25 protein-coding genes are annotated in these 25,791 nt (G+C 42.3%); 14 read left to right on the forward strand and 11 right to left on the reverse strand.

The features are described from left to right. Positions 1-5: 5 nt before the first annotated feature. Together THMIRH_RS03525 and THMIRH_RS03530 are read right to left on the reverse strand one after the other, a co-directional pair. Complete coding sequence (locus THMIRH_RS03525; protein WP_173290791.1) at positions 6-2,231, reverse strand: GGDEF domain-containing phosphodiesterase; 2,226 nt, start codon at positions 2,229-2,231, stop codon at positions 6-8. Positions 2,232-2,289: 58 nt separating this feature from the next. Then, the gene (locus THMIRH_RS03530) at positions 2,290-3,174 is read right to left on the reverse strand and encodes a DUF1749 domain-containing protein (protein WP_173290792.1); all 885 of its coding nucleotides are present in this window, start codon (positions 3,172-3,174) and stop codon (positions 2,290-2,292) included. Positions 3,175-3,371: 197 nt separating this feature from the next. Here THMIRH_RS03530 and THMIRH_RS03535 point away from each other — a divergent pair, with 197 nt between their 5' ends. Continuing rightward, positions 3,372-5,246: an N-acetylglutaminylglutamine amidotransferase gene (locus THMIRH_RS03535; protein WP_173290793.1), complete on the forward strand. Its 1,875-nt coding sequence runs from the start codon at positions 3,372-3,374 to the stop codon at positions 5,244-5,246. 97 nt (positions 5,247-5,343) lie between these two features. Beyond that, positions 5,344-5,694 carry a Grx4 family monothiol glutaredoxin gene (grxD, locus tag THMIRH_RS03540; RefSeq protein ID WP_173290794.1) on the forward strand — a complete coding sequence of 117 codons (351 nt, stop codon included), beginning with the start codon at positions 5,344-5,346 and terminating at the stop codon, positions 5,692-5,694. Positions 5,695-5,800: 106 nt separating this feature from the next. On the opposite strand, the gene rnt is transcribed toward grxD, so the two are convergent. Continuing rightward, positions 5,801-6,433 carry a ribonuclease T gene (gene rnt, locus THMIRH_RS03545; protein WP_173290795.1) on the reverse strand — a complete coding sequence of 211 codons (633 nt, stop codon included), beginning with the start codon at positions 6,431-6,433 and terminating at the stop codon, positions 5,801-5,803. After that, positions 6,430-7,734, reverse strand: a complete 1,305-nt coding sequence (gene argA / locus THMIRH_RS03550) for an amino-acid N-acetyltransferase (protein ID WP_173290796.1) — start codon at positions 7,732-7,734, stop codon at positions 6,430-6,432. The genes rnt and argA overlap by 4 nt, the downstream gene beginning before the upstream one ends. A gap of 95 nt (positions 7,735-7,829) precedes the next feature. On the opposite strand from argA, the gene ilvD reads away from it, so the two are divergent. Both ilvD and THMIRH_RS03560 read left to right on the forward strand, forming a co-directional pair. Continuing rightward, positions 7,830-9,686, forward strand: coding sequence for a dihydroxy-acid dehydratase (gene ilvD, locus THMIRH_RS03555; protein ID WP_173290797.1), 1,857 nt, complete (start codon positions 7,830-7,832; stop codon positions 9,684-9,686). A gap of 10 nt (positions 9,687-9,696) precedes the next feature. Then, entirely contained in the window at positions 9,697-10,095 is a 399-nt protein-coding gene (locus THMIRH_RS03560; RefSeq protein ID WP_173290798.1) for a tellurite resistance TerB family protein, read from the forward strand. A 134-nt stretch (positions 10,096-10,229) separates the two neighbouring features. Here the strand turns inward: THMIRH_RS03560 and soxA are convergent, their stop codons facing one another. The 5 genes from soxA to THMIRH_RS03585 all read right to left on the reverse strand — a co-directional run bounded on the left by soxA (position 10,230) and on the right by THMIRH_RS03585 (position 14,016). Next, entirely contained in the window at positions 10,230-11,069 is an 840-nt protein-coding gene (soxA, locus tag THMIRH_RS03565; protein ID WP_173290799.1) for a sulfur oxidation c-type cytochrome SoxA, read from the reverse strand. A gap of 99 nt (positions 11,070-11,168) precedes the next feature. Further along, positions 11,169-11,480, reverse strand: a complete 312-nt coding sequence (soxZ, locus tag THMIRH_RS03570) for a thiosulfate oxidation carrier complex protein SoxZ (RefSeq protein ID WP_173290800.1) — start codon at positions 11,478-11,480, stop codon at positions 11,169-11,171. A 65-nt stretch (positions 11,481-11,545) separates the two neighbouring features. After that, positions 11,546-12,013, reverse strand: coding sequence for a thiosulfate oxidation carrier protein SoxY (soxY, locus tag THMIRH_RS03575; protein WP_173290801.1), 468 nt, complete (start codon positions 12,011-12,013; stop codon positions 11,546-11,548). Positions 12,014-12,051: 38 nt separating this feature from the next. After that, positions 12,052-12,417: a sulfur oxidation c-type cytochrome SoxX gene (gene soxX / locus THMIRH_RS03580; protein WP_173290802.1), complete on the reverse strand. Its 366-nt coding sequence runs from the start codon at positions 12,415-12,417 to the stop codon at positions 12,052-12,054. Between the two features lie 183 nt (positions 12,418-12,600). Next, the gene (locus tag THMIRH_RS03585) at positions 12,601-14,016 is read right to left on the reverse strand and encodes a M48 family metalloprotease (protein ID WP_173290803.1); all 1,416 of its coding nucleotides are present in this window, start codon (positions 14,014-14,016) and stop codon (positions 12,601-12,603) included. 192 nt (positions 14,017-14,208) lie between these two features. Here THMIRH_RS03585 and THMIRH_RS12180 point away from each other — a divergent pair, with 192 nt between their 5' ends. From THMIRH_RS12180 to rimI, 9 genes are all read left to right on the forward strand, one after another. Beyond that, a complete protein-coding gene (locus tag THMIRH_RS12180) occupies positions 14,209-14,430 on the forward strand; it encodes a sulfurtransferase TusA family protein (protein ID WP_173290804.1) in 222 nt (73 codons plus the stop codon). A gap of 38 nt (positions 14,431-14,468) precedes the next feature. Continuing rightward, the gene (locus tag THMIRH_RS03595) at positions 14,469-15,020 is read left to right on the forward strand and encodes a DsrE/DsrF/DrsH-like family protein (protein WP_173290805.1); all 552 of its coding nucleotides are present in this window, start codon (positions 14,469-14,471) and stop codon (positions 15,018-15,020) included. A gap of 15 nt (positions 15,021-15,035) precedes the next feature. Next, positions 15,036-15,920, forward strand: a complete 885-nt coding sequence (gene galU / locus THMIRH_RS03600; protein WP_173290806.1) for a UTP--glucose-1-phosphate uridylyltransferase GalU — start codon at positions 15,036-15,038, stop codon at positions 15,918-15,920. 14 nt (positions 15,921-15,934) lie between these two features. Further along, a complete protein-coding gene (gene pgi, locus THMIRH_RS03605) occupies positions 15,935-17,566 on the forward strand; it encodes a glucose-6-phosphate isomerase (protein WP_173290807.1) in 1,632 nt (543 codons plus the stop codon). Beyond that, positions 17,563-18,873, forward strand: coding sequence for a UDP-glucose dehydrogenase family protein (locus THMIRH_RS03610; RefSeq protein WP_173290808.1), 1,311 nt, complete (start codon positions 17,563-17,565; stop codon positions 18,871-18,873). Before pgi ends, THMIRH_RS03610 begins: the two co-directional genes overlap by 4 nt. A gap of 161 nt (positions 18,874-19,034) precedes the next feature. Continuing rightward, positions 19,035-19,853: a CDP-diacylglycerol--serine O-phosphatidyltransferase gene (gene pssA, locus THMIRH_RS03615; protein ID WP_173290809.1), complete on the forward strand. Its 819-nt coding sequence runs from the start codon at positions 19,035-19,037 to the stop codon at positions 19,851-19,853. Between the two features lie 34 nt (positions 19,854-19,887). Beyond that, the gene (locus tag THMIRH_RS03620; RefSeq protein WP_173290810.1) at positions 19,888-21,432 is read left to right on the forward strand and encodes a 2-isopropylmalate synthase; all 1,545 of its coding nucleotides are present in this window, start codon (positions 19,888-19,890) and stop codon (positions 21,430-21,432) included. 11 nt (positions 21,433-21,443) lie between these two features. Continuing rightward, positions 21,444-22,046 carry a hypothetical protein gene (locus THMIRH_RS03625; RefSeq protein WP_173290811.1) on the forward strand — a complete coding sequence of 201 codons (603 nt, stop codon included), beginning with the start codon at positions 21,444-21,446 and terminating at the stop codon, positions 22,044-22,046. A gap of 15 nt (positions 22,047-22,061) precedes the next feature. Next, positions 22,062-22,514, forward strand: coding sequence for a ribosomal protein S18-alanine N-acetyltransferase (gene rimI / locus THMIRH_RS03630; protein ID WP_173290812.1), 453 nt, complete (start codon positions 22,062-22,064; stop codon positions 22,512-22,514). A gap of 83 nt (positions 22,515-22,597) precedes the next feature. Here the strand turns inward: rimI and THMIRH_RS03635 are convergent, their stop codons facing one another. Beyond that, positions 22,598-23,059, reverse strand: a complete 462-nt coding sequence (locus THMIRH_RS03635) for an Lrp/AsnC family transcriptional regulator (protein WP_173290813.1) — start codon at positions 23,057-23,059, stop codon at positions 22,598-22,600. Between the two features lie 147 nt (positions 23,060-23,206). Here THMIRH_RS03635 and THMIRH_RS03640 point away from each other — a divergent pair, with 147 nt between their 5' ends. Next, positions 23,207-24,859, forward strand: coding sequence for a 2-isopropylmalate synthase (locus THMIRH_RS03640; RefSeq protein ID WP_173290814.1), 1,653 nt, complete (start codon positions 23,207-23,209; stop codon positions 24,857-24,859). A 111-nt stretch (positions 24,860-24,970) separates the two neighbouring features. On the opposite strand, the gene THMIRH_RS03645 is transcribed toward THMIRH_RS03640, so the two are convergent. After that, positions 24,971-25,771 (reverse strand): inositol monophosphatase family protein, encoded by an 801-nt coding sequence (locus THMIRH_RS03645; RefSeq protein ID WP_173290815.1) that lies wholly within the window; start codon positions 25,769-25,771, stop codon positions 24,971-24,973. Between the last annotated feature and the right edge of the window lie 20 nt (positions 25,772-25,791).

Here is a 25,791-nt window from a genome sequence, read left to right on the forward strand (position 1 = left end):
TTCATTTAGGCTGAATAAGGGTCTTGAGGTCTTCCGAGTAAATAGCCTTGGAAATGGGTTGCACCAGCGGCCTTAGCTGCGGTTAAATGCGCATCGGTTTCTATGCCTTCTAAAACCAATTGATAACCCGCATGGGTAATCATTTGTGCGGTGGTCATAATGATTTGGTGGGTTTTTTTATCTTGTAATAGAGCATGGGTGAGCGACATATCAAATTTGATAATGTCTACTGGCATATGCGCTAAATATCGAATGGAAGAGTATCCACTGCCAAAGTCGTCTAACGCAATTTTAAATCCCTTTTCACGCAATGCAGACAGTTTTTGAGTGGCCAATTCTAAGTGGCTGATCAGGGTGTCTTCAATGATTTCAATGGTGATTTTTTGGTGAGTTAAGTGTGCTTCAAGGGGTGCAAACAGTGGCATCAAATCTTCGTTTAACAGAGTAGAGGCAGAAATATTGATTGAAACACCTGTATTGGCTTGAATTTTTCCAGCATCCAAATAATGCAGGATTTGATTAATAACCTGTTTGTCGAGCTCAGTTTCTAAGTGACGGTGATTAACGACATCAAAAATTTCAACTGGGTGAATGAGTTTATTGTCAAATTGAATACGAATGAGTGACTCAAAGTAATCGATTTGATTGTGAATGCCATAGACAGGTTGCAAGTGCATGCGAATGTTTTTACCTGAATGTAAAGATTCAACGATGGCGGTGATGTGTTCATTGGATGTCAGGGTTTTACCTGCGTGTTCGTCGTCTTTTTGGAAAACCTGTACTTTTTGATGTAAGGAGCGTTTTGATTTATAAAGCGCAATATCGGCTTGCTTGTGCATTAGAGCAAGGTCTTCGGAATTATGCGAATCTATGAAGCTGATGCCTACGCTGTAAGCAATTTTTTCGCGAATACCGATGTGATTAAAATCATAATTTCGGATAGCATTAAAACAAAGGTTGGCGATGTCTAATACACCAGCGAGGTCTTGATGTTCAACAATACAAGCAAACTCGTCACCACCAATACGGTAAATTTCAACGCTTTCAGGTAGGGCGTTTCTAAAGGTACTGGCAGTAATGCGAATAACCGAATCACCAATTTCGTGGCCGTAAGTGTCGTTAATGGCTTTGAAGAAGTCACAGTCAAACAGAATAAAGCCCACCGGATGCTGTGCCTCATGATAATGCAAAAAGATAGTGTCTAGGCGCGTATCAAAGGCGCGTCTGTTTAAAATATTAGATAGGGCGTCTATTCTGGATTGGCATAAGGCCGTTTCTCTTTGCGCTTCAATTTCAACCTGTGCATTAATTAATTGCTGGTTATAACCCGACAAGGAGTTTTTAAGTTCCTCGAATTCCAGAAAGCAAAAGCGTTTATTCTCTGGGGGAATGATTGAAGAGGGGTTGTTTTTTAACTGCGTTAAATAATTGACCAAACTATTAAGCGGATTCAGTGTTGAAAGTTTGAAAAATATGGTGAACAGACCGGCGAGCAGAATACCGAAAATAATCACTTGGTTAATAAAGTTTTGGATTAATGTCCATAAGTAGTCATTCACGGGGTTTTTAACCGGTTCAAAAATCATTTGCGATTCAATTTGATCCATTTCAACGGTTACAATGTTGTGGGTTTTCGCAATTTGAATGGAAGATTTATCGAGGTAAGTGAATTGATAATTTTGGAGGATGAGAGGCAAAAAATCTAATGTTAAGCCAATATAGCCTTCAAGTTTTTGAGTGGTACTGTTATAGATAGGCTCGAACATTACCAAATCTAAATGTCCCTGTTGATTTAAAAAGAAAGTATTTTTATCTGCGCTGGGCACTTCATTGGGTAAAGCATTCATGTGCTCATCACTGTGGTGAATAGCATGCAAGGGTTTGCGGTCTTTGTTGTATAGCTCTAATTGATCGTAATATTTTTCCCAGTATTGTGACTCTTTGAGGCGTTCATCATGCCAAAAAAAGTAATAACTGGGTTCATTCAGTTGTTGCTGTACTTCTTCCCATAAGGCCATTTCTTTAATTTTGGAACGTGAAATAGCAATGGCGGCATCAATTGCATTAGTGAGTTCAATTTGAGCAAGTTCTTCCGTTCGCTGCTGAGTTTGTTGGCGAATTTCTTCGGCATCTTTATAAAGTTTGATATTAAAGCCAATATATAGCCCAAGCGTTAAGATGAGAAAAAACATCAAATAAAATTTGGCATGCATTATTTTGGGTTTAATCATGATTTGTTTGCCATATTCTCTTAAATTACGCTTAACTTACCTGGGTGATTAGCAATCTTCAGTTGTTCAAAGTGTTGATAATCTCGTTGATTTTATCTTGTAAATCAAATTCATGCTCACTGGAAAAAAAGTGGTTTGCACCCTCAATAACCTCTAAATGGGTTTTGGTTGCTTTTAATTCATCTAACCAGTTTTCACCAACCTTTTGGTAGCGTTTATCGGCACTGCCCATAATGGTGTAACTGGGTATGGTGATGGCATTTAAATAGTCTAGGTTTTGCTGACGCGTTAGCTTGTGGTAAGACAAAAAGCTTTCAGGGGTCGCTAGGTAATTTTTTTGGCAAAAAAGAAAGCTGAATTTCTGCGGTGTTGTTTGATTGGTGTCAATGAGTTTTTTTGCCAAAGCAAGGTCTGAGTCCAGAGTCCCTAAATCTTTTCCGTTTAAGTAAAATAAACTGGTGAAAATAGCCAGTTTAACTTCAGGTTTTGGATGGGTGATTTGTGACAATAAGAGTTCTTGGCTGCCACTGGAATGTCCTAGCAAAACTATTTTTTGATAGCCTTTGGCAATTAACCAATCTACCCAAGCATTAATTTCGGTGACATCTTCTTCAAGGGTATGGGTGTGCAAGCTGTTGCACTTTAAAGACTGTTCTCGCATATTGATGCCCAAGGTTAAATTGGGCGATAAAACCGAGTGACCTTGATCTTTGATGGCATTAATCAGCGATTGCACCGTGCTAAATTTGTTAGTCGTTAAAAAGCCGTGATTGATAAGCACTGCAATATCACTTGCGCCGCTCACAAATTCTGCTTGAGCATGCAAAGTTTTAGTGACAGGAATACTCACCGTTTCAGCAACACTGCTGGTAGAAAAGAGGATTGCGGCACAAAAGATGAGAATGCTCGAAAATTTTGTTTGAATATTAGTGAATAAGGCCATTTTTGCGTCCTTTTACTCATATGAGTCGTATTCTAATAGATTTTTTTACCAACAAGTTTATCAAAGAAATTTAATGGTGACTAATAAATAACTTTAGTGCAACAGGATAGTTAATTATGGACGGGTTTTTCAACAGAGAGTGTGCTTTTAGATAAAATGGTGCACAACTCAAAATAGCCAATAAAAAAGGGAAAGCTATGTGCGGTATTTGTGGTGAAATTTTTTGGTCTGGTCAATCTGCAAATGCGGCAGATTTGGCGCCCATGCTCAAAGCCCTAGAGAAACGCGGGCCAGACGATGGCGGCACTTGGCAGCAAGACCAGGTGGCCCTTGGGCATAGACGCTTAGCGATTATTGATTTGTCTGAAGGCGGACATCAGCCCATGGTGGATGGTGAACTCACTTTGGTTTTTAATGGGTGTATTTATAATTATCAGGCTTTAACTGCCGAGTTAATTGAATTAGGACAAACTTTTCAATCGCATTCAGATACCGAGGTTATTTTAAAGGCTTATCGTCAATGGGGCATGGATTGTGTGACCCGATTTGAAGGTATGTTTGCTTTTGCCATTTGGGATGATTACAACCAACAGTTGCTAATGGCGAGAGATCGTATGGGGATTAAACCTTTGTATTATGCGCCTTTAGACAAGGGTTTAGTTTTCGCCTCGAATACCCAAGCTATTCTGGCGTCAAGTCAGCGCCCCAATATTGATACTTCGATTGACCCTGTCGGCTTGCATCACCAATTTACCCTACACGGTGTGATTCCAGCACCTCACACCATTTTAAAAGGCATTCGCAAACTTGAACCTGGGCACTGGTTGATTGTGAATCCTGATGGGCAAATGTTTAAAAAACGCTATTGGTTCTTAGAGGCAAAAAGACCGCAATCTGAGCTTAAAAACAACCAGCACCCTGAAGGGCACCAGGCCTGGTCAAAATTTGGGCTCTCTGAAGCTTCAACCGAGGCTGATTGGATTGAAGCTTTACACCAAGCCTTAAAACAGGCGGTGCATAAACGCCTAACCGCAGCAGATGTGCCGGTTGGGGTTTTGTTATCAGGTGGTTTAGATTCGAGTTTGATTGTGGCTTTATTGGCTGAAGCGGGTGTTAAAAATATTCGTACTTTCTCGATTGGCTTTGAAGATGTGCCAGAGGAAAAGGGCAGTGAGTTTGAGTATTCAGATTTGGTGGTTGAACGCTATCAAACTGAACACAAGAAATATTTAATCGAAAACGCCCAAGTATTACCCAGATTGCAAGATGCGGTTGATCAGATGTCTGAGCCGATGTTTGGTCAAGATGCGGTGGCTTTTTATTTGTTGTCTGAGCAGGTGTCGCAAGATGTGAAAGTCGTTATGTCTGGGCAGGGCGCTGACGAAGTGTTTGCGGGCTATTTTTGGTATCCGCAAATGGCAGCGTCTTTTGCGCAAGCCAAGCCGGGCGATGCACTGGTCGATCATTTTGCACCTTTTTATTTTGATCGCAGTCATGCGGAATGGTTGTCGATGGTGCAACCTGAATATCATATTGAAGATGTCACTCGCCTGGCCATCAATGATTTATTGCAAGAGCCGGGTGCCGACAGTTTTATAGACCGAGTTTTACGCTTAGATACCACCACCTTAATTGTGGATGATCCCGTGAAGCGTGTCGATAATATGACCATGGCATGGGGCTTGGAAGCCAGAGTACCTTTTTTAGACCATACATTGGTTGAACTGGCGATGGCAGCCCCCGAGTCACTTAAGCTAAAAGACTTTAAATTTTTCTTAAAGCAAATTGCTAGAGGTATCGTGCCAGATGAGGTCATCGATCGTCCCAAAGGCTATTTTCCGATGCCCGCTTTGAAGTTTGTGCGCGGGGCGTTTTATGAGTACATGCGCAATATCTTAACCAGCCCAGCAGCCAAGGCGCGTGGCATTTTTAATGAAGCTTATATTGAAAATCTATTGGCAAATCCTGATGCACCTGAAAGTTTTACGGCCATACAAGGCAGTAAACTATGGCACGCTGCCTTGCTTGAGTTGTGGTTGCAACGCCATGTTGATGCAGGTGAAACCGTTTAGTCAGACAGGATTTAAAATTAGGCATAGCTAATATGTCTGAAATTTTGTTATAATAACCTACCAAAATAGTAAGGCATTGAATTAAGGAGCCCACAAGATGGAAGATGCAGCAAAAGAAACCGTTGAAAGAATTCACCAACAAGTCACTAATAATCCAGTGGTGATTTATATGAAAGGCACACCACAAATGCCCTCATGTGGTTTTTCTAGCCGAGCTTCACAGGCTTTGGCTGAAACCGGTGAGAAGTTTGCGTTTGTGAATGTCTTAGCCGACCCAATGATTTTTGAACATTTGCCTAAGTATCAAGATTGGCCAACCTTCCCGCAATTGTATGTGGGTGGAGAATTGCAAGGTGGTTGTGACATCACGCTAGAGTTAGCTGCTTCTGGTGAATTGAAGGCGATGATGGCTAAAGCCAATGCTGAGCACGCCGCAAAACAAGCTTAATCGGTTTATGTTTTAAGAAAAAACCGAGTTAAATGGCTCGGTTTTTTGCTTTAAAGTGCCTTAAAACTAACCAGGCCTGGTTAGTTTTTAGGGCCTTTTTAGCAGTTTAATCGTTGTTTTCAGGTAATTGAATTGGCCATTGATTGACGATATGGCAAAAAAGGTCAGCCGTTTTTTCAGTGTCGTAAGCGGCAGAGTGGGCTTGAGAGTTATCCCAATCAAACCCCGCCAACTGCACGGCCTTGGCTAAAACGGTTTGACCAAAAGCCAAACCTGCCAAAGAAACCGTATCAAAGGTGCTGAATTGATGAAACGGACTTTTGATTTTGCAGCGTTCAGCAGCCGCTTGAATAAAGTTTAAATCAAAGAAAGCATTGTGCCCAACTAATATGGCGCGTGTACAACCCGTTTCTTTCAGTTGCTGCTTGATGGGGCTAAACAAAGTTTCTAGTGCTTCTTTTTCGCTGACCGCAAAGCGAAAAGGATGGTAAGGGTCGTCTATGCCAATAAACTTTAAGGCGCTAGGGTCAAGCTGACTGCCAGGAAAAGGCAAGATATTGGCTTGATAGGTTTGATCACGATGTAAAAAACCGTCCACCATTTTAAGGGTAACAACAGCCACCTCTAGCAGTGCGTTTTTGTTAGGGTCAAAACCAGCCGTTTCAACATCAATCACGACGGGTAAGAATTTGCGGAATCTTTCTTGAATTTGGGTAACGGGTCTTTCGATTTGGGTCATGCCTTCAACGCTTTTACCAACACTTTAGATTGTCTTTGGTAGTTATAGAGGGATTGTTTTTTCTCTGGGAGTTCAGCCACTTGGGCTTTTTTAAAGCCATGCTCTATAAACCAGTGGTCGGTGTGGGTGGTGAGCAAAAATAGGTTTTGAAACCGATTTTGCATGGCTTGTTTTTCGATGGCTTGCAAGAGTTCTTCACCAAGCGATTGCCCTTGATAAGCAGGGTCTATGGCCAAACAAGCCATTTCGGCACTTTGTTCATCCATGGGGTAAAGGGCGGCGCAACCAATAATATGGTCATCGCGCGCGATGACCACAAAGTTTTCAATTTCTAACTCGAGCTTTTCGCGTGAGCGTTTAACCAGTATGCCTTCTTCTTCTAAAGGGGCAATCAACATTAAAATGCCGCTTACATCTTCAAAAGTGGCTGGGCGAATGTGGTGATAACGGTCGGTGAAAATCATGGTGCCAACGCCATCACGGGTAAAGAGCTCTAACAAAATGGCACCAGGTTCATTTTGGTCTAACAGGTGAATGCGCTTGATTTTGCTGTGGGTGGACTGAATGAGCGAGAGCAAGCGTTTTTGTTTGGGTTCGCTGGTTTGGGTGTTGAGTGCATTGAGTTGCGACATGCTCATCTGTTTGGGTAAATCAACCAAACTTTCAGGGCTAGAGAAAATCATCAGCTTGTCAGCTTCTAGGGCTTTGGCAACAGAGAAAGCTTGTTCTAAAGAGTTTAGATTGAACATTTCTCCAGTTAAAGAGTAAGTGAGCGGCGTTAATAAGACGACCTGCCCAATCGATAAGCTACGCGCAATGGCTTCGTGGTTGATCTTGCGCAAAGCACCAGTGTGTTGAAAGTCGATGCCTTGAATAATTCCTTTAGGGCGCGCAGTAACCCAATTGCCCGAAATGATGGTGAGTGTAGATTGTTCTTCAGAGCAGGCTTCTGTAAATTCTGATTCAATTTGCGCACGCGCCTGGCCAATGGTTTCCACAAAGGTTTTTAAATGCTCTTTAGTGGTTACTCGGCAATTAAAATGCGTTTCCCAGGTCAGGTGATCTCTTTCGAAAGCTTCGTTAAGTTGCAGTTCAACACCCAGGGTGATGACGGTTTTCATGCCCAAATGATTGAGCAAAACCACGTCTTTGGCGAGTTGGAATAACCGTTCATCTTCTTCACTGTCCAGTGATAGGAGTTCGCTAGGAATGTAAATAACAATAGTCTTACCTTGATGTGCTTCAATGTAAGGTGATGACTGTCTTAAGTTATTCACAAAATCTAATTCAGATTGCTGCATAGATATGAGAAAATACCGTAAATTTATTTAGTTTAGTATAACAGCCCCTTTTACAAATCGCTAAATGCTTTTGTAAAAATGGACAAGGAGAAAACATGCCAGAATATCGTTCAAGAACCAGTACCCACGGTCGTAACATGGCCGGCGCTCGTGCTTTGTGGCGCGCAACCGGAATGGAATCACAAGATTTTGGCAAGCCCATTATTGCGATTGCAAACTCATTTACCCAGTTTGTTCCAGGTCATGTGCACCTAAAGGACATTGGGCAATTAGTTGCGAGAGTGATCGAATCAGCCGGTGGTGTTGCCAAAGAGTTTAATACCATCGCCGTTGATGATGGCATAGCGATGGGTCACGATGGCATGTTGTATTCTTTGCCTTCGCGCGACTTGATTGCAGATTCGGTTGAATACATGGTGAATGCCCATTGTGCTGATGCCTTGGTATGTATTTCTAACTGCGACAAAATAACCCCCGGCATGATGATGGCTGCCATGCGCTTGAATGTGCCAACCATTTTTGTCACCGGTGGCCCAATGGAATCGGGTAAGACCGTTTTAGGGGGTGAAGGCATTAAACTGGATTTGGTGGATGCCATGGTTATGGCGGCAGACAGTAATTGTTCAGACAGCGATGTTGAAGAAGTTGAGCGTTCTGCTTGCCCAACTTGTGGCTCTTGTTCAGGAATGTTCACAGCAAACTCTATGAACTGCCTAGCAGAAGCACTGGGGATTGCTTTGCCAGGTAATGGTACCGTTTTAGCAACACACGCTGATCGCAAAATGTTATTTGAAGAAGCTGGTCGTCGCATAGTTGAAATTACCAAACAATATTACGAGCAAAATGATGAGCGTGTATTACCTCGTTCAATTGCAACCTATGAAGCCTTTCAAAATGCGATGGCATTAGATGTTGCCATGGGTGGGTCTACTAACACAGTTTTACACTTATTAGCGGTTGCACACGAAGCCAAAGTGGAATTTACCATGAGTGACATGGATGAGATTTCACGCAAAGTACCCTGTTTGGTTAAGGTAGCTCCTAACTCCAAAACTTATCACATGGAAGATGTGCACCGCGCGGGTGGCATTATGCGAATCTTAGGTGAGTTAGAGCGTGGTGGTTTAATTAATACCGAAGTTCATACGGTTCACGCATCAACCATGGGTGCTGCGATTGATTTATGGGATATTAGCCGTAATGATGATGCTGCCATTGAAACCTTTTTTAAAGCCGCTCCAGGCAATGTTAGAACCACTCAAGCATTTAGCCAGTCTAAGCGTTGGAAGACAGTTGATATCGATGCTGAAAATGGCTGTATTCGTTCGATTGAGCATGCCTACACACAAGATGGTGGTTTAGCGGTATTGCATGGTAATATTGCCATGGATGGTTGTATTGTCAAAACGGCTGGTGTGGATGAATCTATTTTTAAGTTTACTGGTAAGGCCAAAATTTATGAAAGTCAAGATGCTGCGGTTGCCGGCATTTTGGGGGACGAGGTGGTTTCTGGCGATGTGGTTTTAATTCGCTATGAAGGACCTAAGGGTGGGCCGGGGATGCAAGAAATGCTGTATCCAACCAGTTACTTAAAGTCGAAAGGTTTGGGTAAAGAGTGTGCCTTATTAACCGATGGTCGCTTCTCTGGCGGGACTTCTGGTTTGTCGATTGGACATTGTTCCCCAGAAGCAGCTGAGGGCGGAAACATTGGTCTGGTGGAAGAAGGGGATATGATAGAAATTGATATTCCCAATCGCACCATCAATGCATTGATTTCAGAAGAAGAGTTTGCAAAGCGTCGTGCTGCGATGAATGCCAAAGGGGCTTCTCATGCTTGGAAACCTGCTAAACCCAGAGAAAGAAAAATCAGTTCAGCTTTAAGAGCTTATGCAGCTATGACTACCAGTGCAGCCTTTGGTGCAGTGCGTAATGTCGAACAAATTGAAAAGTAAGGGGTAAGCCATGTTTGCTAACCGATTAACACAAGAACAACGCCAAGCTGTTTTAGACATGGCAGCCAATTTAGCCTCAGCGGATAATGAAGTTTCTGAAGAAGAGCTTCAATATTTAACAGATTTTAGTACGGCTTTTGGATTGGAGTTTCAATTAGATAATCCTGATATCAGTATTGATGATCTCGTAGTTGTTTTTGATACTCGCCAGTCTAAAATTATTGCTTTGCAGGAGCTGATTAAGCTGTCTTACAAAGATGGACATTTCGGACGAGAAGAGCAAGATAAGGTTTTTGCCATCGCCCAAAAATTTGGCTTAAATAACCCTGAGTTAATCATGCGTATCGAAAAATGGGTGCGAAGTGGTTTTGATTGGATTTATGAAGGCGAAGAGATGTTGTCTGAATAAGCTTTAAAATAGAGTGTAATAAAAAAGGGGCGTTGCCCCTTTTTTATTTTGGAAGCAAAGCAGTTAAAGAAATACGACAAATTTTGGGCATAAAAAAACCAGCGCTGAGCTGGTTTTTTTATGCAATCTAGAAATTACTCGCGGTAACCAGGACCATTAATTTCTAAACCATTTGATAGATAGGCTTCAAAAAACTCTAGGTTTTTGTAAGTATCACTTTGTGGTTTAGCTGGGTTAGCACGCATGTTTTTGTTACAACCAACATAACGGTTATGTAATGTGGTTAAAGCTTGAGCACCTGCACGGAAAACCGGGAAGTGAGATGTGTGACCAACGGCTGGTGATAACAAGTTTGAACGCGCTTTTTTACCTGCTTGGTAAGTATGGCACTTAGCACAAGAAAGGTTTAGCTGACCAATTGGCTTAATGTAAAAGTCTTGACCAGCTTCAAATGCTTTACGAGCACCTTCAGATTCGATTTTAACATTAATCTTTTGTCCACGAGCATTGTATGCTAAATACCCAGATACTTTAGCGATATCGCCTTTACCTTTTTCAGCATCTTTATAAGCTGCTAAACCAGCATCAGCACGACACTTATTGATATCACCTTCTAGAGTAACAACTTTTTGAGTTGCTTCGTCAAAGTAGGGGTATTTTGCACGAATCTTAGTGACATCATCACCAAAACATTTTTCGTAAACTGCTTTGTCTGCATTGTATAAAGCTTCACCTGCATCAATAGCATCTAAATAAGGGGGGAATTCTTCAGCGGCTTCCCATTGAGCCATTTTATCTTCTGAATAAATGTATGCACCATTAATATAACCATCAATAGCAATGTTTGGATTCTTTGCTTGAAAGAAATCAATCATCATTTGACGACTTTGCTCTGGCGTTACATCTGCAGCCATTGCGATATTGGCTGACGCTGTTGCACCTAACATTAAGGCGACTAGCAATGTCTTCTTCATCCTATTCCTCCGTCCGAGAACTCTTTATTTTTTAAAGTATTATTATATTTTTTATTTTAACCACCCCTAATGACTTAGGGGTGGGGAAGAAACATTAAATTATTTCAATTTAATTGTTTCAGTTCCTTTGTCACCAGTGTTGTCAGCTAGGTTGATAGTAACATCGTCACCAGCATTAGCTTTAATAATAACACCCATGTAAGGGTTGGTAGATACAGCACCAGACCATTGTGAATCAACTGCTTTAGTACCATTTACTAATACTTCAACAGTGTTGATGTATTTAGCTGGAAATGGCTTGCCAGTCTTTTTGTTCATACGAGCGCCAGATTCCATTTCGTGTTTGATCAAAGCTTTAACTTCAGCTTCACCGTTAACAACCTTAGCACGCATTCTGATATTGATTGCCATGTTTTAAATTCCTTTAATTTCTATAATTGTGTTTTGTTAAGTGGGTTAATCAACTGGGTTGATTATTAACCACCACATCCACCGATAGTTACTTTAACTTCTTGCTGAGCTTTCAAAAGTTTTCCGCCAACCTTAGCGATAGCGATAACGTTTTGAGTTTCACCCATTTTGATACGAGTAGAAACATAGCCAGTTGCTGCAGCACCGAAAGTGTATTCACACACTAATGGCATTGGGTTTTTGCTAGCAATGATAGAAATTGATTCAACACCAGATAGGCCAGTCGCATCAACAGTAATAGGAGTAACAGCACCGTTTTCAGCAATTGCTGGGGCTTTTAGTTTGATGTCAGCTGAATCAGCAGCAGAAGCTGAACCGTAAGCTGCGTTTAATGCATCGTCAATGCTCTTAGCACCGAATGCTTTTGCATTCCATTCTGCTAATACTGTAGAAGGTGTTAGTAATCCAGCGTTAACTGCAACAGCAGCAACACCAGTTGCTAGAGTACCTTTAAGGAAAGATCTACGTTTCATAAGGTTAAAAACTCCCGGTTAAGGTTAATAAAAGTTAGTTATAAAGAATAAATATAATCAGTGATTAAATCGATTTCTTTATCGGTTAGGATTCCATTTTGTCCAAATGGAGGCATCATGCTATCTTTAACTTGGGTTTCAGGTGTACCCCAAATCTTATCGTGCAATTTTTGCTTATCGGCATAGCGTGCTTTCATCATGATTAAACCAGGTCCAATGTTACCAGGTTCGTTACCACCTTGTACCCAGTGGCATGCTAAGCAGTTGCCTTTTGATTTATCGAAAGCTAATTTTTTACCAGCTGCCAATGGATCTTCGTCCGCTGCAAAAGCTGCACCTGAAAATGCTACAGCAGATGAGATGGTAACGGCAGTGATTAATTGCTTAAGTTTCGTTTTCAACATTATTATCCTCCTAAAGTGTCTTTCGACTGTCCCTATTAATTTGGGTTCTTATTGTTGAGCACTGACTGCTCTTGACCTGATAGGTTACTCAGTTTTACGAGAATCGCAAGTTTTTTAGAACATTTATGCGATAGTATTATTTAATCGATGTTAAATAATTTTTTATGGCTAGTTATAAAAAAATTACTTTTCTTTTGTTTTTTCATCGTCTTGAAAAGGCTCGTTGAGTAATGTTTCAATCTTGCCTCTTAAGTCAGAATTATAATCCTTGTTAATTGTCTTTGCTTTTTCTAATAAATGCTTGGCATTTTTAAAATTCCCAATTTCTATGTTGGCTAACGCCCCATAGTAGTAGGAATAAGCCAGATTTTGCGGTTTTTCATCTTGCGCATAGAGCTCAGCCAATTCATTGTATAGTAATGTTTTGTCATTAAATAAAGCCACAGAGTCTTCAATAAGTTGCTGTGCTTTTTGTCTATTTTCAAGATTTGCGAGCGCTTGCGCTTTGCGAAGCAGAATTGACGGGTCGTTTGGAAATAGATCAGTTAGATATTGAAATTGTGTCAAGGCTTTGGCTTTTTTTTGCGCAGAATTTACCTGGGCAAGGATAAGAAGCGGCAGTTTTTCGGTTTTATATTCAGTTGACATGGCATTTAAACAACTATCGTCTAAATCAGTTTCAATATTTTTGCTTAGCGCAACCGTATTTTTTAAGTAACATTGCTCGTAGGTATTTAAATGACTTAAAGCATCAGGAGACAGTTTTGTTTGATTGCTTAGGGCATGAATACGCAGCTTTAGGAGTTCAAAGTTTAAGCTGTTGGATTTTTTAATGGTTTTTGGAAGCTGACTGGCCCTGTCTTGTGCTTGTGCCAATCGGGTTTCAGTGACTGGGTGGGTTAAGAGTAGTTCTGGCACTTTAAATTCATACAGTTGGCTGGCTTTTGAGAGTTTGCCAAAAAAATCACTCATAGCCATGGGGTCGTATCCGGCTTTGGCTAAATAATCTATGCCAAAGTAGTCTGCTTCGTGTTCATGCGCTCTAGAGTTTTTCAATTGTTCTTGAATGTTTAATCCCATGCCGCCCATGTAGGTTGCTATGCCAGCACTGGGGTCTTGAGTGCCCACCAAAATTGCCGCAATAAGGGTAGCAATGCTGGTGATATTGACATTTGACTGCGCATTGTAAGTTCTTGATAGGTGATTTTGCGTTACATGGGCTACTTCGTGAGCGATAACAGAGGCCAGTTCGTCTTCTGAGTCTGCACTCATGATTAAACCTGAGTGTATTCCGATAATGCCATTTGGGCCAGCAAAGGCGTTTATTTCTGCATCATCAATAATGTAAAACTTAAAAGTACGATTATTGCCGGTTTCGCGGGTAATTTTATGGCCAATTTCACGGATGTAATGTAATGATTCTGGGTCACGAATCATAGGATATTGAGTGTTAAGTTCTCTAGAAAAAGCTCTGCCCAGTGCTTGTTCGGTTTGCGAGTCATAGGTGACTAAGTCTGGTGACCCCAAATCTGGTAGATTGCTCGCTTGTGCATATTGCATACCTAAAATAGTCAAAGCAATCACAAAAAACTGAGTCATGGTTATCCTTATGCGATTATAAAATCACAATAGTATAGTGGAGTGATTTGCCTTAAGGATTAAAATACGCTTAAAAATGATTTGGGGTATTTTATTTAGATTTAATTGACTAGAAGGTGTGTTTTACGAGGATTGTATTGTAAGATAATTATTATTTGATGATGCATCACGAGTTTTAAAAAGTGAGTTTTAATGACTGAAAGTTATTTGGATTTTAAGGGGTTGCCGTGCCCTTTGCCTTTGGTAAAGCTAAAAAAAGCATTGGTTACTCAGCCAGAGGTGGCTATTTTTAAAGTCGTAGCAACTGATAAAGGGGTGCTGAAAGATTTGCCGGCATTTTGTAAAACCCAAAACTTGTTCTGTGAAATACTGGCCGATAAAAGCCCTTTTGAGTTAACGATTCATCGGACTTGAGTGGCTTAACTTTTCAATTTCAGAGTAAAAACACACGAATGACATCCACAAATCTTGGTTCTAATATTTCGTCTTCAGAAGCTTTAACGCCCCAGTTCAGTATTATTGTTTCCAAAGGAACTTTAGATGCGCTTTATCCTGCCTTGATTTTGGCCAGCAGTGCTTCGGCAATGGGCAAACAAGTTGAATTGTTTTTTACTTTTTATGGATTGAAGTGTCTGTTAAAGGATACCCGCAGCATTAAAGTCACGCCTTTAGGCAACCCAGCGATGGAGATTAAATGTCCTATTGGGCCTAAGTGGCTCAAGAAAATTGATTTTAATCATGTATTTCCGCCACTCATCTGGACTTTGCCCGGTATGACATCACTGGCTACTTGGGGATTTAAAAAAAAGATGCAAAGTCAAAATCAATTGAGCTTAGAGGCATTGAGAGATTTGTGTGTATCGATGGACATTAAAATGACCGCTTGTCAAATGAGTGTGGATTTACTCGGATATCAAGAAAATGAGTTTATTGAAGGTATTGAGTTTGCTGGCGCAGCAACTTATTTTGCTTCAAGTGCTGATAACCAAGCTTTATATATTTAGAATTTAGGAGAAAAAATGTCATACAAAAAACTAACTAAAGCCATTTTGCCCGTTGCGGGTCTTGGAACACGATTTTTGCCAGCCACTAAGGCCATTCCTAAAGAAATGTTAACGGTTGTTGATAAGCCTCTCATTCAGTATATCGTGCATGAGGCGGCAGAAGCGGGCATTACAGACATTATTTTGGTTACACATTCGAGTAAGGGCGCCATCGAAAATCACTTTGATAAACATTATGAGTTAGAAAATGAGCTCAAGATTCGTGGTAAGAATGACCGCTTAATTCCCCTTGATGAAATTACGCCTGATGGTGTTCGGTTTGTGAGTGTGCGTCAGCCAGAGGCTTTGGGTTTAGGGCATGCCATCTTGTGTGCGGCGCCAATTATTGCACCTGACGAACCCTTTGCAGTTTTGTTGCCTGATGTATTGATGTATCACCCTCAAAAAGGCTGTTTAGCTCAAATGGTTGAAGATTATGAGCGTTTGCACACCAGCATTGTAGCGCTAGAAGCAGTTGAAGCCGATCAAGTTGAAAAGTATGGGATTGCAGGAGTGCGTGGTCCAGATATGCGTATTGACCGTTTGGTTGAAAAGCCCAAGCCTGAGAATGCGCCGTCTAATTTATCGGTGGTCGGGCGTTATATTTTTACCCCCAGACTGATGGAATTATTAAAAACAACCAAGCCAGGTGCGGGTGGAGAAATTCAGCTTACGGATGCTATGGATGCATTATTAAATGAAGAAGTGATGTTTGGCTTTGAATTCAAAGACGGTAAGAGCTATGATTGCGGGGATAAACAAGGATTTCTGCAAGCCAATGTTGAATATGCCTTGCGTGACCTAAAATTAGGTGCTGGCTTTAGAAGTTATTTAGAAACACTTAATATTAACGAAATTTAAGTAAAAGGTGGGGTATGGGAGTTGAAACTTCTGCTGCATGGCAGGCATTAAATGTTCATTGCGATTCGGGCGCAGGCAGTACGCATCTTAGTCAATTGTTTGAAGATAACACCAGAACAGAGCGTTTCTCTATCGAGTTAGATGAAATGTATGTTGATTTTTCTAAGAATCGCATTACCGATGAAACCTTGGGTTTGTTGTTTAATCTTGCCAAACAACAAGATTTATCTGGCTGGATTAAGAAGCTGTTGTGCGGTGAAAAAGTTAACGATACCGAAGACCGTGCCGTACTTCACACGGCTTTAAGAGCGCAAGGTATGGGCGTTGATTGTTTCGCAAAAGAAGTTCAACCGCTGGTTGCTGAACAGTTAGCCAAGATGGGTAAAATTGTTGATAAAATCCGCGCTGGCCATTGGCGTGGTTATAGTGGAAAGCCGATTACTGATGTGGTCAATATTGGGGTTGGAGGGTCTGATTTAGGGCCTTTAATGATAACCAATAGTTTGCAAACCATTAAGTCTCCTGTCAATTTACATTTTATTTCGTCCATAGACGGCACCCAAACTTCAAACCTTTTAAAGAAACTCAGTCAAGAAACCACTTTGTTTATTTTGGCTTCGAAGTCCTTTAGTACCATTGATACGCTATCCAATGCAGAAACCGCCAAAGATTGGTTACGCGAAAAAGTGAAAAGCGAAAAGACTTTGTTGGCACAACACTTTTTAGGGGTGTCAACTAAACCAGACATGATGACAGAGTGGGGAATTCCACCTGAAAACCAATTGGTCTTTTGGGACTGGGTAGGGGGACGCTATTCACTTTGGTCTGCAATAGGGTTACCGATTGCGCTGCAAATTGGGATGGATGGTTTTTCTGAGTTGTTGTCTGGTGCACACCTAATGGATAGCCATTTTGGAACCGCACCTTTGGAAAAAAATATTCCCGTATTGTTGGGATTAATTGATGTTTGGAATGTCAACTTTTTAGGGATTCACGATAAAGCAATTTTGCCTTATGACGCGCGTTTGAAGTATGTGCCTTCTTATTTTGAACAGTTGGTCATGGAAAGTAATGGTAAGTCTGTGAATCGTGCCGGCGAACGAGTGCAATATAAAACTTGCCCGGTTTTGTGGGGTGAGGTCGGTCCTAATGCACAACATGCGTTTTATCAATTGCTGCATCAAGGAACTCAACCCGTTATGTGTGATTTTATTGCACCGGTTGAGCGTGACGACTTTGACATGAGTTCGCATGCTGAAAAAGATGAAAGCTTAAGTTATCAACATGAGTTGGCGATGGCAAACTGTTTTGCGCAATCTCGAGTGTTGATGTTGGGAGATGATGCAATTCCAGATGCATTAAAAGCAGCGTTTGATTCCCCCTTTAAGCACTATCCAGGTAATCAACCTTCTAATACGATTTTGTTAAAAACCATTTCGCCCAAAACCTTGGGTATGTTGGTAGCGCTTTATGAGCACAAAACCTTTGTGGAAGGGGTCATTTGGGAAATCAACTCTTTTGACCAGTGGGGTGTTGAACTCGGAAAACTGATTGCTAAAGAAACGCACGCTGCAATCAAATCGGTAGCCTTGGCAGAAAAATTTGACGCTTCTACCGCAAGCTTAATCAAAAGGATTACAAAATGAAAGTTTCGGTTTTTGGATGTGAATTAAGTGGATTGGTCACAGCCGGCTCTTTAGCGCACACGGGTAATAATGTGATGGCCATTCCGGTCGGAAAGGTCAAGGTAGAAGACCTTATTAAAGGCATTTTGCCAAGAGAAGAGCCTGGGTTAGATCAACTTTTGGCCAATGAATTTAAAGAAGGTCGCTTAACGTTTGAATCTGACTGGGAAAAAGGCATTATGCATGGTGACGTGCTATTTTTAAGCATGCCTTCTTGGTTGGCAGAAAGAGCAGAAGCCGTGATTGAGCTGGTTGGCCAAAAAGCGCAAGGCGATGTTTTGGTGGTGAGCCAAAGCACTTTGCCGATTGGAACCGCAGACCGTTTTGAAGCCATGCTGAAACTGGCATTTGCACAGCGTGGTTTGGTGGCTAAGGCGGTTGTCGTTGCCATGCCCGAATTTATTAGTGAAGGTTCAGCGATTTCAGACTTCTCCAAACCTAATCGAGTGGTACTGGGTAGTGGCGATAAAGCGGCGACTAAAGTCATCAAAGACTTGATGCGTCCATTTAATAATGTGACGGATCAGTTTAAAGTTATGTCAACGCGCGCTGCAGAATATACCAAATATTCTGTGAATGCTTTGCTGGCAACTCGTATTTCATTGGTCAACGAACTGGCTAACAACGCAGAACACTTTAATATTGATATGGAAGAAGTGCGTCAAGGTTTGGGGTCTGACCATCGTGTTGGGTTTAATTACCTTTATCCAGGTTGTGGTTTTGGTGGGCCTAGTTTTGCCGCTGATGTGCAGTTGTTGGTGAAAACGCTTCAATCAAAAGGCTATGATGCCGATTTGCTGAAAACCGTTTTGTCTAATAACGAAGCGCAAAAAGAAGTGCTATTTCGTAAAGCTTGGCGCTTTTTTGAGCAAGATTTGCGCGGCATTAAAATCGCCATTTGGGGATTGTCGTTTAAGCCTAATACCGCAACGGTCGATAACGCGCCCAGTATTAAAACCATTGAAGCGCTGGTCGCGCAAGGTGCAGAAGTTATCGCCTATGACCCTAAAGCAGCACCTGCCTTTAAACACTATTGGGGCGATCGTCCGCAAGTGACTGTGGTTGAAGAAATGTATCAAGCTTTAGAAGGCGCTGATGCATTGATGGTTTTGACTGAGTGGAAAAGCTTCTGGAGTCCAGACTACCAAAAAATGTTGTCTTTAATGGAGCGTCCTGTGATATTTGATGGGCGTAATATTTATGAGCACAGCGTGATGCGCGAAAAAGGCTTTAGATATTTCGGTATAGGTCGTGGCGAAGTTATTTAATTTTTCATGACTTTTAAATGCTGAAAAGCGTTAAAAAGCGCTCAAAAATAACCAGGCCTGGTCAAATTTGACCAGGCTTTTTTATTTAAGCGTTTGAATGATTGAGTTATCAAGGGCTCTCTTATAGAATGGTGCTCTTAATTCATTAAAAAGGTGCTTGCATGAAGCCATTTGAAAAAGGCATTTATTTACTGCCAAACTTAATGACCACCACCGCATTGTTTGCGGGTTTTTATGCGGTAATTGCGGGTATGAATGGTCAGTTTGAGGCGGGCGCCATCGCAATATTTATTGCTATGGTGTTTGACGGACTCGATGGCCGCGTGGCGCGTATGACCAATTCGTGCAGTCGTTTTGGGGCAGAATATGACAGCTTGTCAGACATGGTGTCTTTTGGATTGGCGCCGGCACTTTTGATGTACCAATGGGCTTTGCATGACTTTGGCAAGTTAGGGTGGTTAATAGCCTTTATTTATACGGTCGGTGCAGCCTTGCGTTTGGCCAGATTTAACACCCAAGTGGATACCGCTGATAAACGCTACTTTCAAGGTTTGCCCAGTCCTGCCGCGGCCGCCTTATTGGCAGCCATGGTTTGGATGGTAGAAACCAACGAAATTTCGAGTGGCCTTGAGTCTTATATCGCCCTATTTTTAACCTTGGCGGCTGGCTTGATGATGGTGAGTAACTTGCGCTTTAGCAGCTTTAAGGAAGTCAACCTTAAAGGCAAGGTGCCTTTTGTAACCCTCTTATTGTTTGTGTTGGTGATTGTGGTTGTAACGCTTAAACCAGCGATGATTCTATTTTTAGCCTTTTTGGCCTATGCCATTTCTGGTCCAGTGATGACTTTAGTTTTATTGCAAAAAAAGAAAAAAATGCGTCGCCAAGCTAAGGCAGCAGAGGTCAAAGATCCTGTGGCTCCAGAAGCCACCGACACTTTAGCAGCGGATTCAATCCATAAGAAAACCCCTGAAAATTCCTAATTCATTTGAGCTGTTTTGATTAAGAGTAAACCCCATGAAAGATCATTTAATAATTTTTGACACAACTTTGCGTGATGGCGAACAAAGCCCCGGCGCCTCTATGACCAAAGAAGAAAAGGTTCGTATTGCCAAGCAACTTGAAAAATTAAGGGTTGATGTTATCGAAGCTGGTTTTCCAGCTGCCAGTGACGGTGATTTTGAAGCGGTTAAAGCGGTGGCTTCGGTTATTAAAGACTCCACCATTTGCGGTTTAGCTCGCGCAGTGGCCAATGATATCGACCGTGCAGGTGCGGCCATTATGCCGGCTAACTCAGGTCGTATCCATACTTTTATCGCGACATCACCCATTCATATGCAAATGAAATTGCGCATGACACCGGATGAAGTGGTAGAAAGAGCGGTTTGGGCCATTAAGCGCGCCAGACAATTTACGGATGATGTTGAGTTTTCGCCAGAAGATGCCGGGCGCTCAGAAATTGATTTTTTATGTCGTGTTATTGAAGCTGCAATTGATGCCGGTGCAACCACCATCAATATTCCAGATACGGTTGGTTATAACATCCCAAAACAATTTGGTGAATTGTTTGAACAGTTACTCAATCGTATTCCGAATGCTGATAAGGCTATTTTTTCAGCGCATTGCCATAACGATTTAGGGTTGGCAGTCGCCAATTCTTTAGCGGCGGTGCGTGCGGGCGCCAGACAGGTGGAATGCACCATCAATGGTTTGGGTGAGCGTGCTGGCAATACCGCTTTGGAAGAAGTGGTGATGGCCGTGCGCACTCGTCAAGATGTGTTCAGTGTTGACACTCGCATCAACAGCCGTGAAATTTTGGCAGCGTCTCGTTTGGTGTCTAACATTACCGGTTTTGCGGTGCAACCCAACAAAGCTATTGTGGGTGCGAATGCATTTGCTCATGAGTCTGGGATTCACCAAGATGGTGTGTTAAAGCACCGTGAAACCTATGAAATTATGAGTGCTGAAGATGTCGGCTGGTCTGCCAATAAAATGATTTTAGGCAAGCATTCAGGGCGTAGTGCATTTCGTGCACGCCTAGAAGAATTGGGCATTGCGTTTGAAACTGAACAGGCTTTAAACGATGCGTTTGTGGCGTTTAAAAATTTGGCGGATCGCAAGCATGAAATTTATGATGAAGACCTACAAGCCTTGGCAACCGATGCCAACATCTTGCGTGTTGAAAATGAATTTTACCGTTTGGTATCTTTGCAAGCGGGCACCGAAACTGGCGAAGCGCCGCACGCAGAAGTGGTGTTGTGGATGAATGGCGAAGAGAAATCTGCCAAAGCCACTGGTGGTGGTGTGGTGGATGCAACCTTTAAAGCGATTGAAGCGATGGTCAAGTCGGGCGTGAATTTGGAATTGTATTCTGTGAGTAATGTCACTAACGGCACAGATTCTTTGGGTGAAACCAGCGTGCGCCTTGAAAAGGGTGGTCGTATTGTGAATGGTCAAGGGTCGGATACGGATATTATTACAGCCTCTGCCAAAGCTTATATTAATGCCTTGAATAAATTGGTTGGGGAAGATTTAAAAGCCCATCCTCAGTCATCCGTTTAAGGTTTGTTGTTTTGAAAGAAACTCAGTTCTCAGCGGAATTTTTAGCTAAGTTGGGTGTGCAAGCTTGGCAAGAAAATCCTAACTTTGTCAGCGCGCGCAGTTTAAAAACACCGCCGAAGGTACAAACAGATTATCAAGTGCCTCAGCCATTAGAGATGGTTGAGCCCTTAGATGAATCGGTTGAGCCGGTCGTGGTTGCAGAAACGCCGGCACCAGCACCCATTGCTTCCACGACAGCCATGTCAAGCGTTCAGGTTGAGAAAGTGCCTTTTATTGTAATTGGCGAGGATCTCAGTCGAGTTTGGCAAAACGATGAGTCTTTAGAATGGCAGTTGTGGAAAAACATAGCTGAAGTGTTTGGGTGGGGTGTTGAACAAATACCTTTCTATGACACCCTGCTTTTGAACTCAGAAGATGCCATTATGGCTACTTTGGAAGAAGTCATGGAGATGGAGCTAGACTGGGTTTTGTCAATGGATGCAGAATCTTTGCTTGCTGAGCATTTACAAGAAGGTTTAAGGGTTAAACCCTGCCCCAGTTTATCGACCATGTTGTCCGACCCTTATGCCAAAAAAACTTTCTATCAGCTCATGCTGCAGATGTCGGTTCAGTAGTTCACGGTTTTTATCATGTCTTTTGCTTTCTTACGCCCTATGGATGAATCTGATTTATTGTGGGTGAATGCCGCTGAAATCCAAGCCTATGAGTTTCCCTGGTCGGAAGACGGTTTTTTAAAAGCGCTTGATGACGGTCTGTGTTATGTATTTTGTGATTTAGACGAAGAGCCATTGGGTTATGCTTGTTTTATAACCGTGTTGGATGAGCTGCACTTGTTAAACTTTTGCGTGATTCCAGATTTTCATGGGCAGGGCATTGGCCAGGCGGCCATGCTGGCGTTGTTGGAGCAGTTTGCAGAATCCAAATATGCGGTAGTGCTATTGGAAGTCAGAGAGTCTAATGATGCTGCAATTCATTTGTATGAAAAAATTGGGTTTAAAGTCGATGGCAAACGCCCCAATTATTACCGAACTCAAACCGGACGCGAGCATGCCATTTTAATGTCTTATCGGTTTGAGGTTTAGGTCTCTAAAAACCTCAAAAGCCGCGGGAGTTTGACCAGGCCTGGTTGATTTTGAGCCAGTTTTAGAGAGTTTTGCCATTTTTATTAAAGCGGCAAAGCGGTTTTATCAATCACTTTACGCAACACAAAACTGGTATGCACGCCGCTGACACCTTCAATTTGCGTCACATGATTCAGTAACAAATCTTGATAAGCCTCCAAATCTTTCACCACGACCTTAAGTTGATAATCTGCGGATTGTCCCGTCAATAATAAGCATTCCAATATATTCGGCAAGGCTTGCACTTCGGCTTCAAAACTTTGAAAACGCTCTTTGGTGTGTTTATCCATTGAGATGTGAATCAATGCCATCAAATCCAATCCCAAAGTTTTAGCATCTAATAAGGTGCGATAACCCAAAATTACGCCACTGGCTTCGAGCGCTTTAAAACGCCGCAAACAAGCCGAAGGCGACAAGCCGATTGCATCTGCGATTTCTTGATTGCTGAGGCGACCATTATTTTGCAAGAGGTTTAAAGTGGCAGAATCGTAGCGGTCTAGGTGCATTTTGAATATCCTTGAATGATTCGGTTGATAATGTCATTAATATTAGCATTAAATTGTTAATATATGGGTAAGAGTCGCAATATTTGCAATCTTATGCCTAAGCAAAGCCTTTAAGATAAGCCTTAATCCACCATCTATTTAAAAAGGATGCTCATCTTGAAATTTGCTAAATATCAACCAACAGTCACTCCAGATTTACCCGATCGCCAATGGCCCAATCAACGCTTGGTCAAAGCACCCTTATGGGTCAGTGTGGATTTGCGTGATGGCAATCAAGCTTTGGCCAATCCTATGACGGTTGAGCAAAAGCTTAAACTTTGGCATGAGTTGGTCAAAATGGGATTCAAAACCATTGAAGTGGGTTTTCCGTCTGCCAGCCAAGTCGAGTTTGATTTTACGCGCCGCTTAATTGAAGAGAACTTAATCCCTGAGGATGTCACTATTCAAGTGTTGGTGCAAGCGCGTGAGCATTTAATTAAGCGCACCTATGAAGCGTTACAAGGCGTTAAACAAGCGGTAGTACATGTTTACAATACCACCTCGATTGTACAGCGTGAAAGAGTGTTTGAAAAAAGCAAAGCAGAGATTAAAGCCATGGCGGAGCAGGGCGCGCTATGGGTTAAAAATTATGCGCAAGCTGCTCAGCAACAGTCGCCTGTTAGCCAGTTTATTTTTCAGTATTCGCCCGAAAGTTTCTCGCAAACCGAAACCGCTTATGCGGTGGAAGTTTGCGAAGCGGTCATGGATGTTTGGCTACCTACACCTGAAAATCCATGTATTTTGAATTTGCCTGCCACAGTGGAAAGCACCTCGCCCAATCGGTTTGCCGATCAAGTGGAGTATTTTATTCGTCATCTGCCCAATCGAGCATCGGCATTGATTTCCATTCACACGCATAACGACCGTGGTTGTGCGGTGGCGGCAGCTGAATTGGCTTTATTGGCCGGTGCTGACCGTATTGAAGGTACTTTATTAGGTAACGGTGAGCGCACCGGTAATATGGATATCGTGACCTTGGCGATGAACTTGTACAGTGAAGGCATTGATCCTGAATTGAACTTGAGTAATCCAGATGAGTGGATGGCCGTGGTTGAGGAGGTGACGCAAATCAAAACTCATATGCGTCATCCTTGGGTGGGTGAAGTGGTTTATACCGCCTATTCGGGGAGTCATCAAGATGCCATTCGTAAATGCTTGTTAAAACAACAAGCAGATGAGCCGTGGCAGGTGGCTTATTTGCCGATTGATCCAAAAGATGTGGGGCGCGATTATGAGGCGGTGATTCGCGTTAATAGTCAGTCGGGTAAAGCCGGCGCCGCTTTTGTGTTGGAGCAAGAATATGGTTTAAAGCTGCCCAAATGGTTGCAAATTGACTTTGCACCTGTGGCTCAAGCCTTAGCTGAAAAGCAGGGCGGTGTGATCAGTCATAAAAATTTATATCAGGCATTTTTAATACATTATGCCTTAACGGAAAAAAAGCCCAATATCTCTAACTACCAGATTGGCAAAGCAGGCGAGATGGAAACCATTCGTTTGGATTATGAGCAGCAAATCTTAGAAGGGAGAGGTAAAGGCACCTTGTGCGCTTTGTGTGATGCATGGCAAAACTCTACGGGGCAAGTGGTAGATGTGTTGGATTATGCGGAACATGCCATGCATGAAGCGATGGATGTTGGCAAAAATGCCCGAGCCATGGCTTATGTATTATTGGATGTGGATGGCCAAAAAAAGATAGGTTTGGCGATGGCAGAAGATACCGTAAGTGCGATGTTATTAGCGGTTTTAAAGGGTTTAAATTAAGCACCTAAAAATTAAACATCTATAAGCCAAAAGCCGTCAAATTTGACCAGGCCTGGTCATTTTTGGCGGCTTTTAAGGTTTTTTGCTGGCTTAAAAAGAGTAAGGCGAGCGTTATTTGCGAAATTGTTCTGGAATGTGTTTAGTGGTAATTTTAGCCATTTCTTTCAACATTTTTGGGTTGGCGGCAATAATATTTCCCGTTTCTAAATATTTATCGCCGCCACGCAGGTCGGTCACTAATCCGCCTGCTTCTTGAACAATCAGCGCGCCAGCTGCAACATCCCAAGGTTTAAGATTCATTTCCCAGTAACCATCAACACGACCACAGGCCACATAAGCCATGTCGAGTGCTGCAGAACCTGGACGGCGTAAACCCGCAGTTGATGTCATAAAGGCTTTAAAAGTTTCAATATAGGCATCCATATAATCAAATTGATAATAAGGAAAACCGGTGGCCAATAAGGAATCTTCTAGGTTTTTTTGATCGCTAACACGAATGCGGTAGTTATTCATGCGGGCACCGGCGCCGCGGCTGGCACTGAATAGTTCGTCACGAATCGGGTCGTAAACCACGCCGTGCATTAACTTGCCTTTTTCACGGACCGCAATCGACACTGAAAAGTGTGGGAAGCCATGCAAAAAGTTGGTCGTACCATCTAGAGGGTCGATAATCCATTCAAAATCAGAGTTGTTTTGCTGTGCACCAGATTCTTCTGCCAAGATATTGTGCTTGGGGTAGAACTTTTTAATGGTGTCCATAATAATGCGTTCGGCGTGTTTATCGACTTCGCTGACATAATCACTGCGACCTTTTTTCTCAATGGTGAGTTGGTCAAGGTTTTGTAGTTGGTTGGCGATAAACTCACCCGCGTCTTTGGCGGCCATAACGGCGACATTTAAAATGGGATGCATAGGGTTTTGGGTTCTCTGTT

The organism is Thiosulfativibrio zosterae (assembly GCF_011398155.1).
GTDB classification, from domain to species: domain Bacteria; phylum Pseudomonadota; class Gammaproteobacteria; order Thiomicrospirales; family Thiomicrospiraceae; genus Thiosulfativibrio; species Thiosulfativibrio zosterae.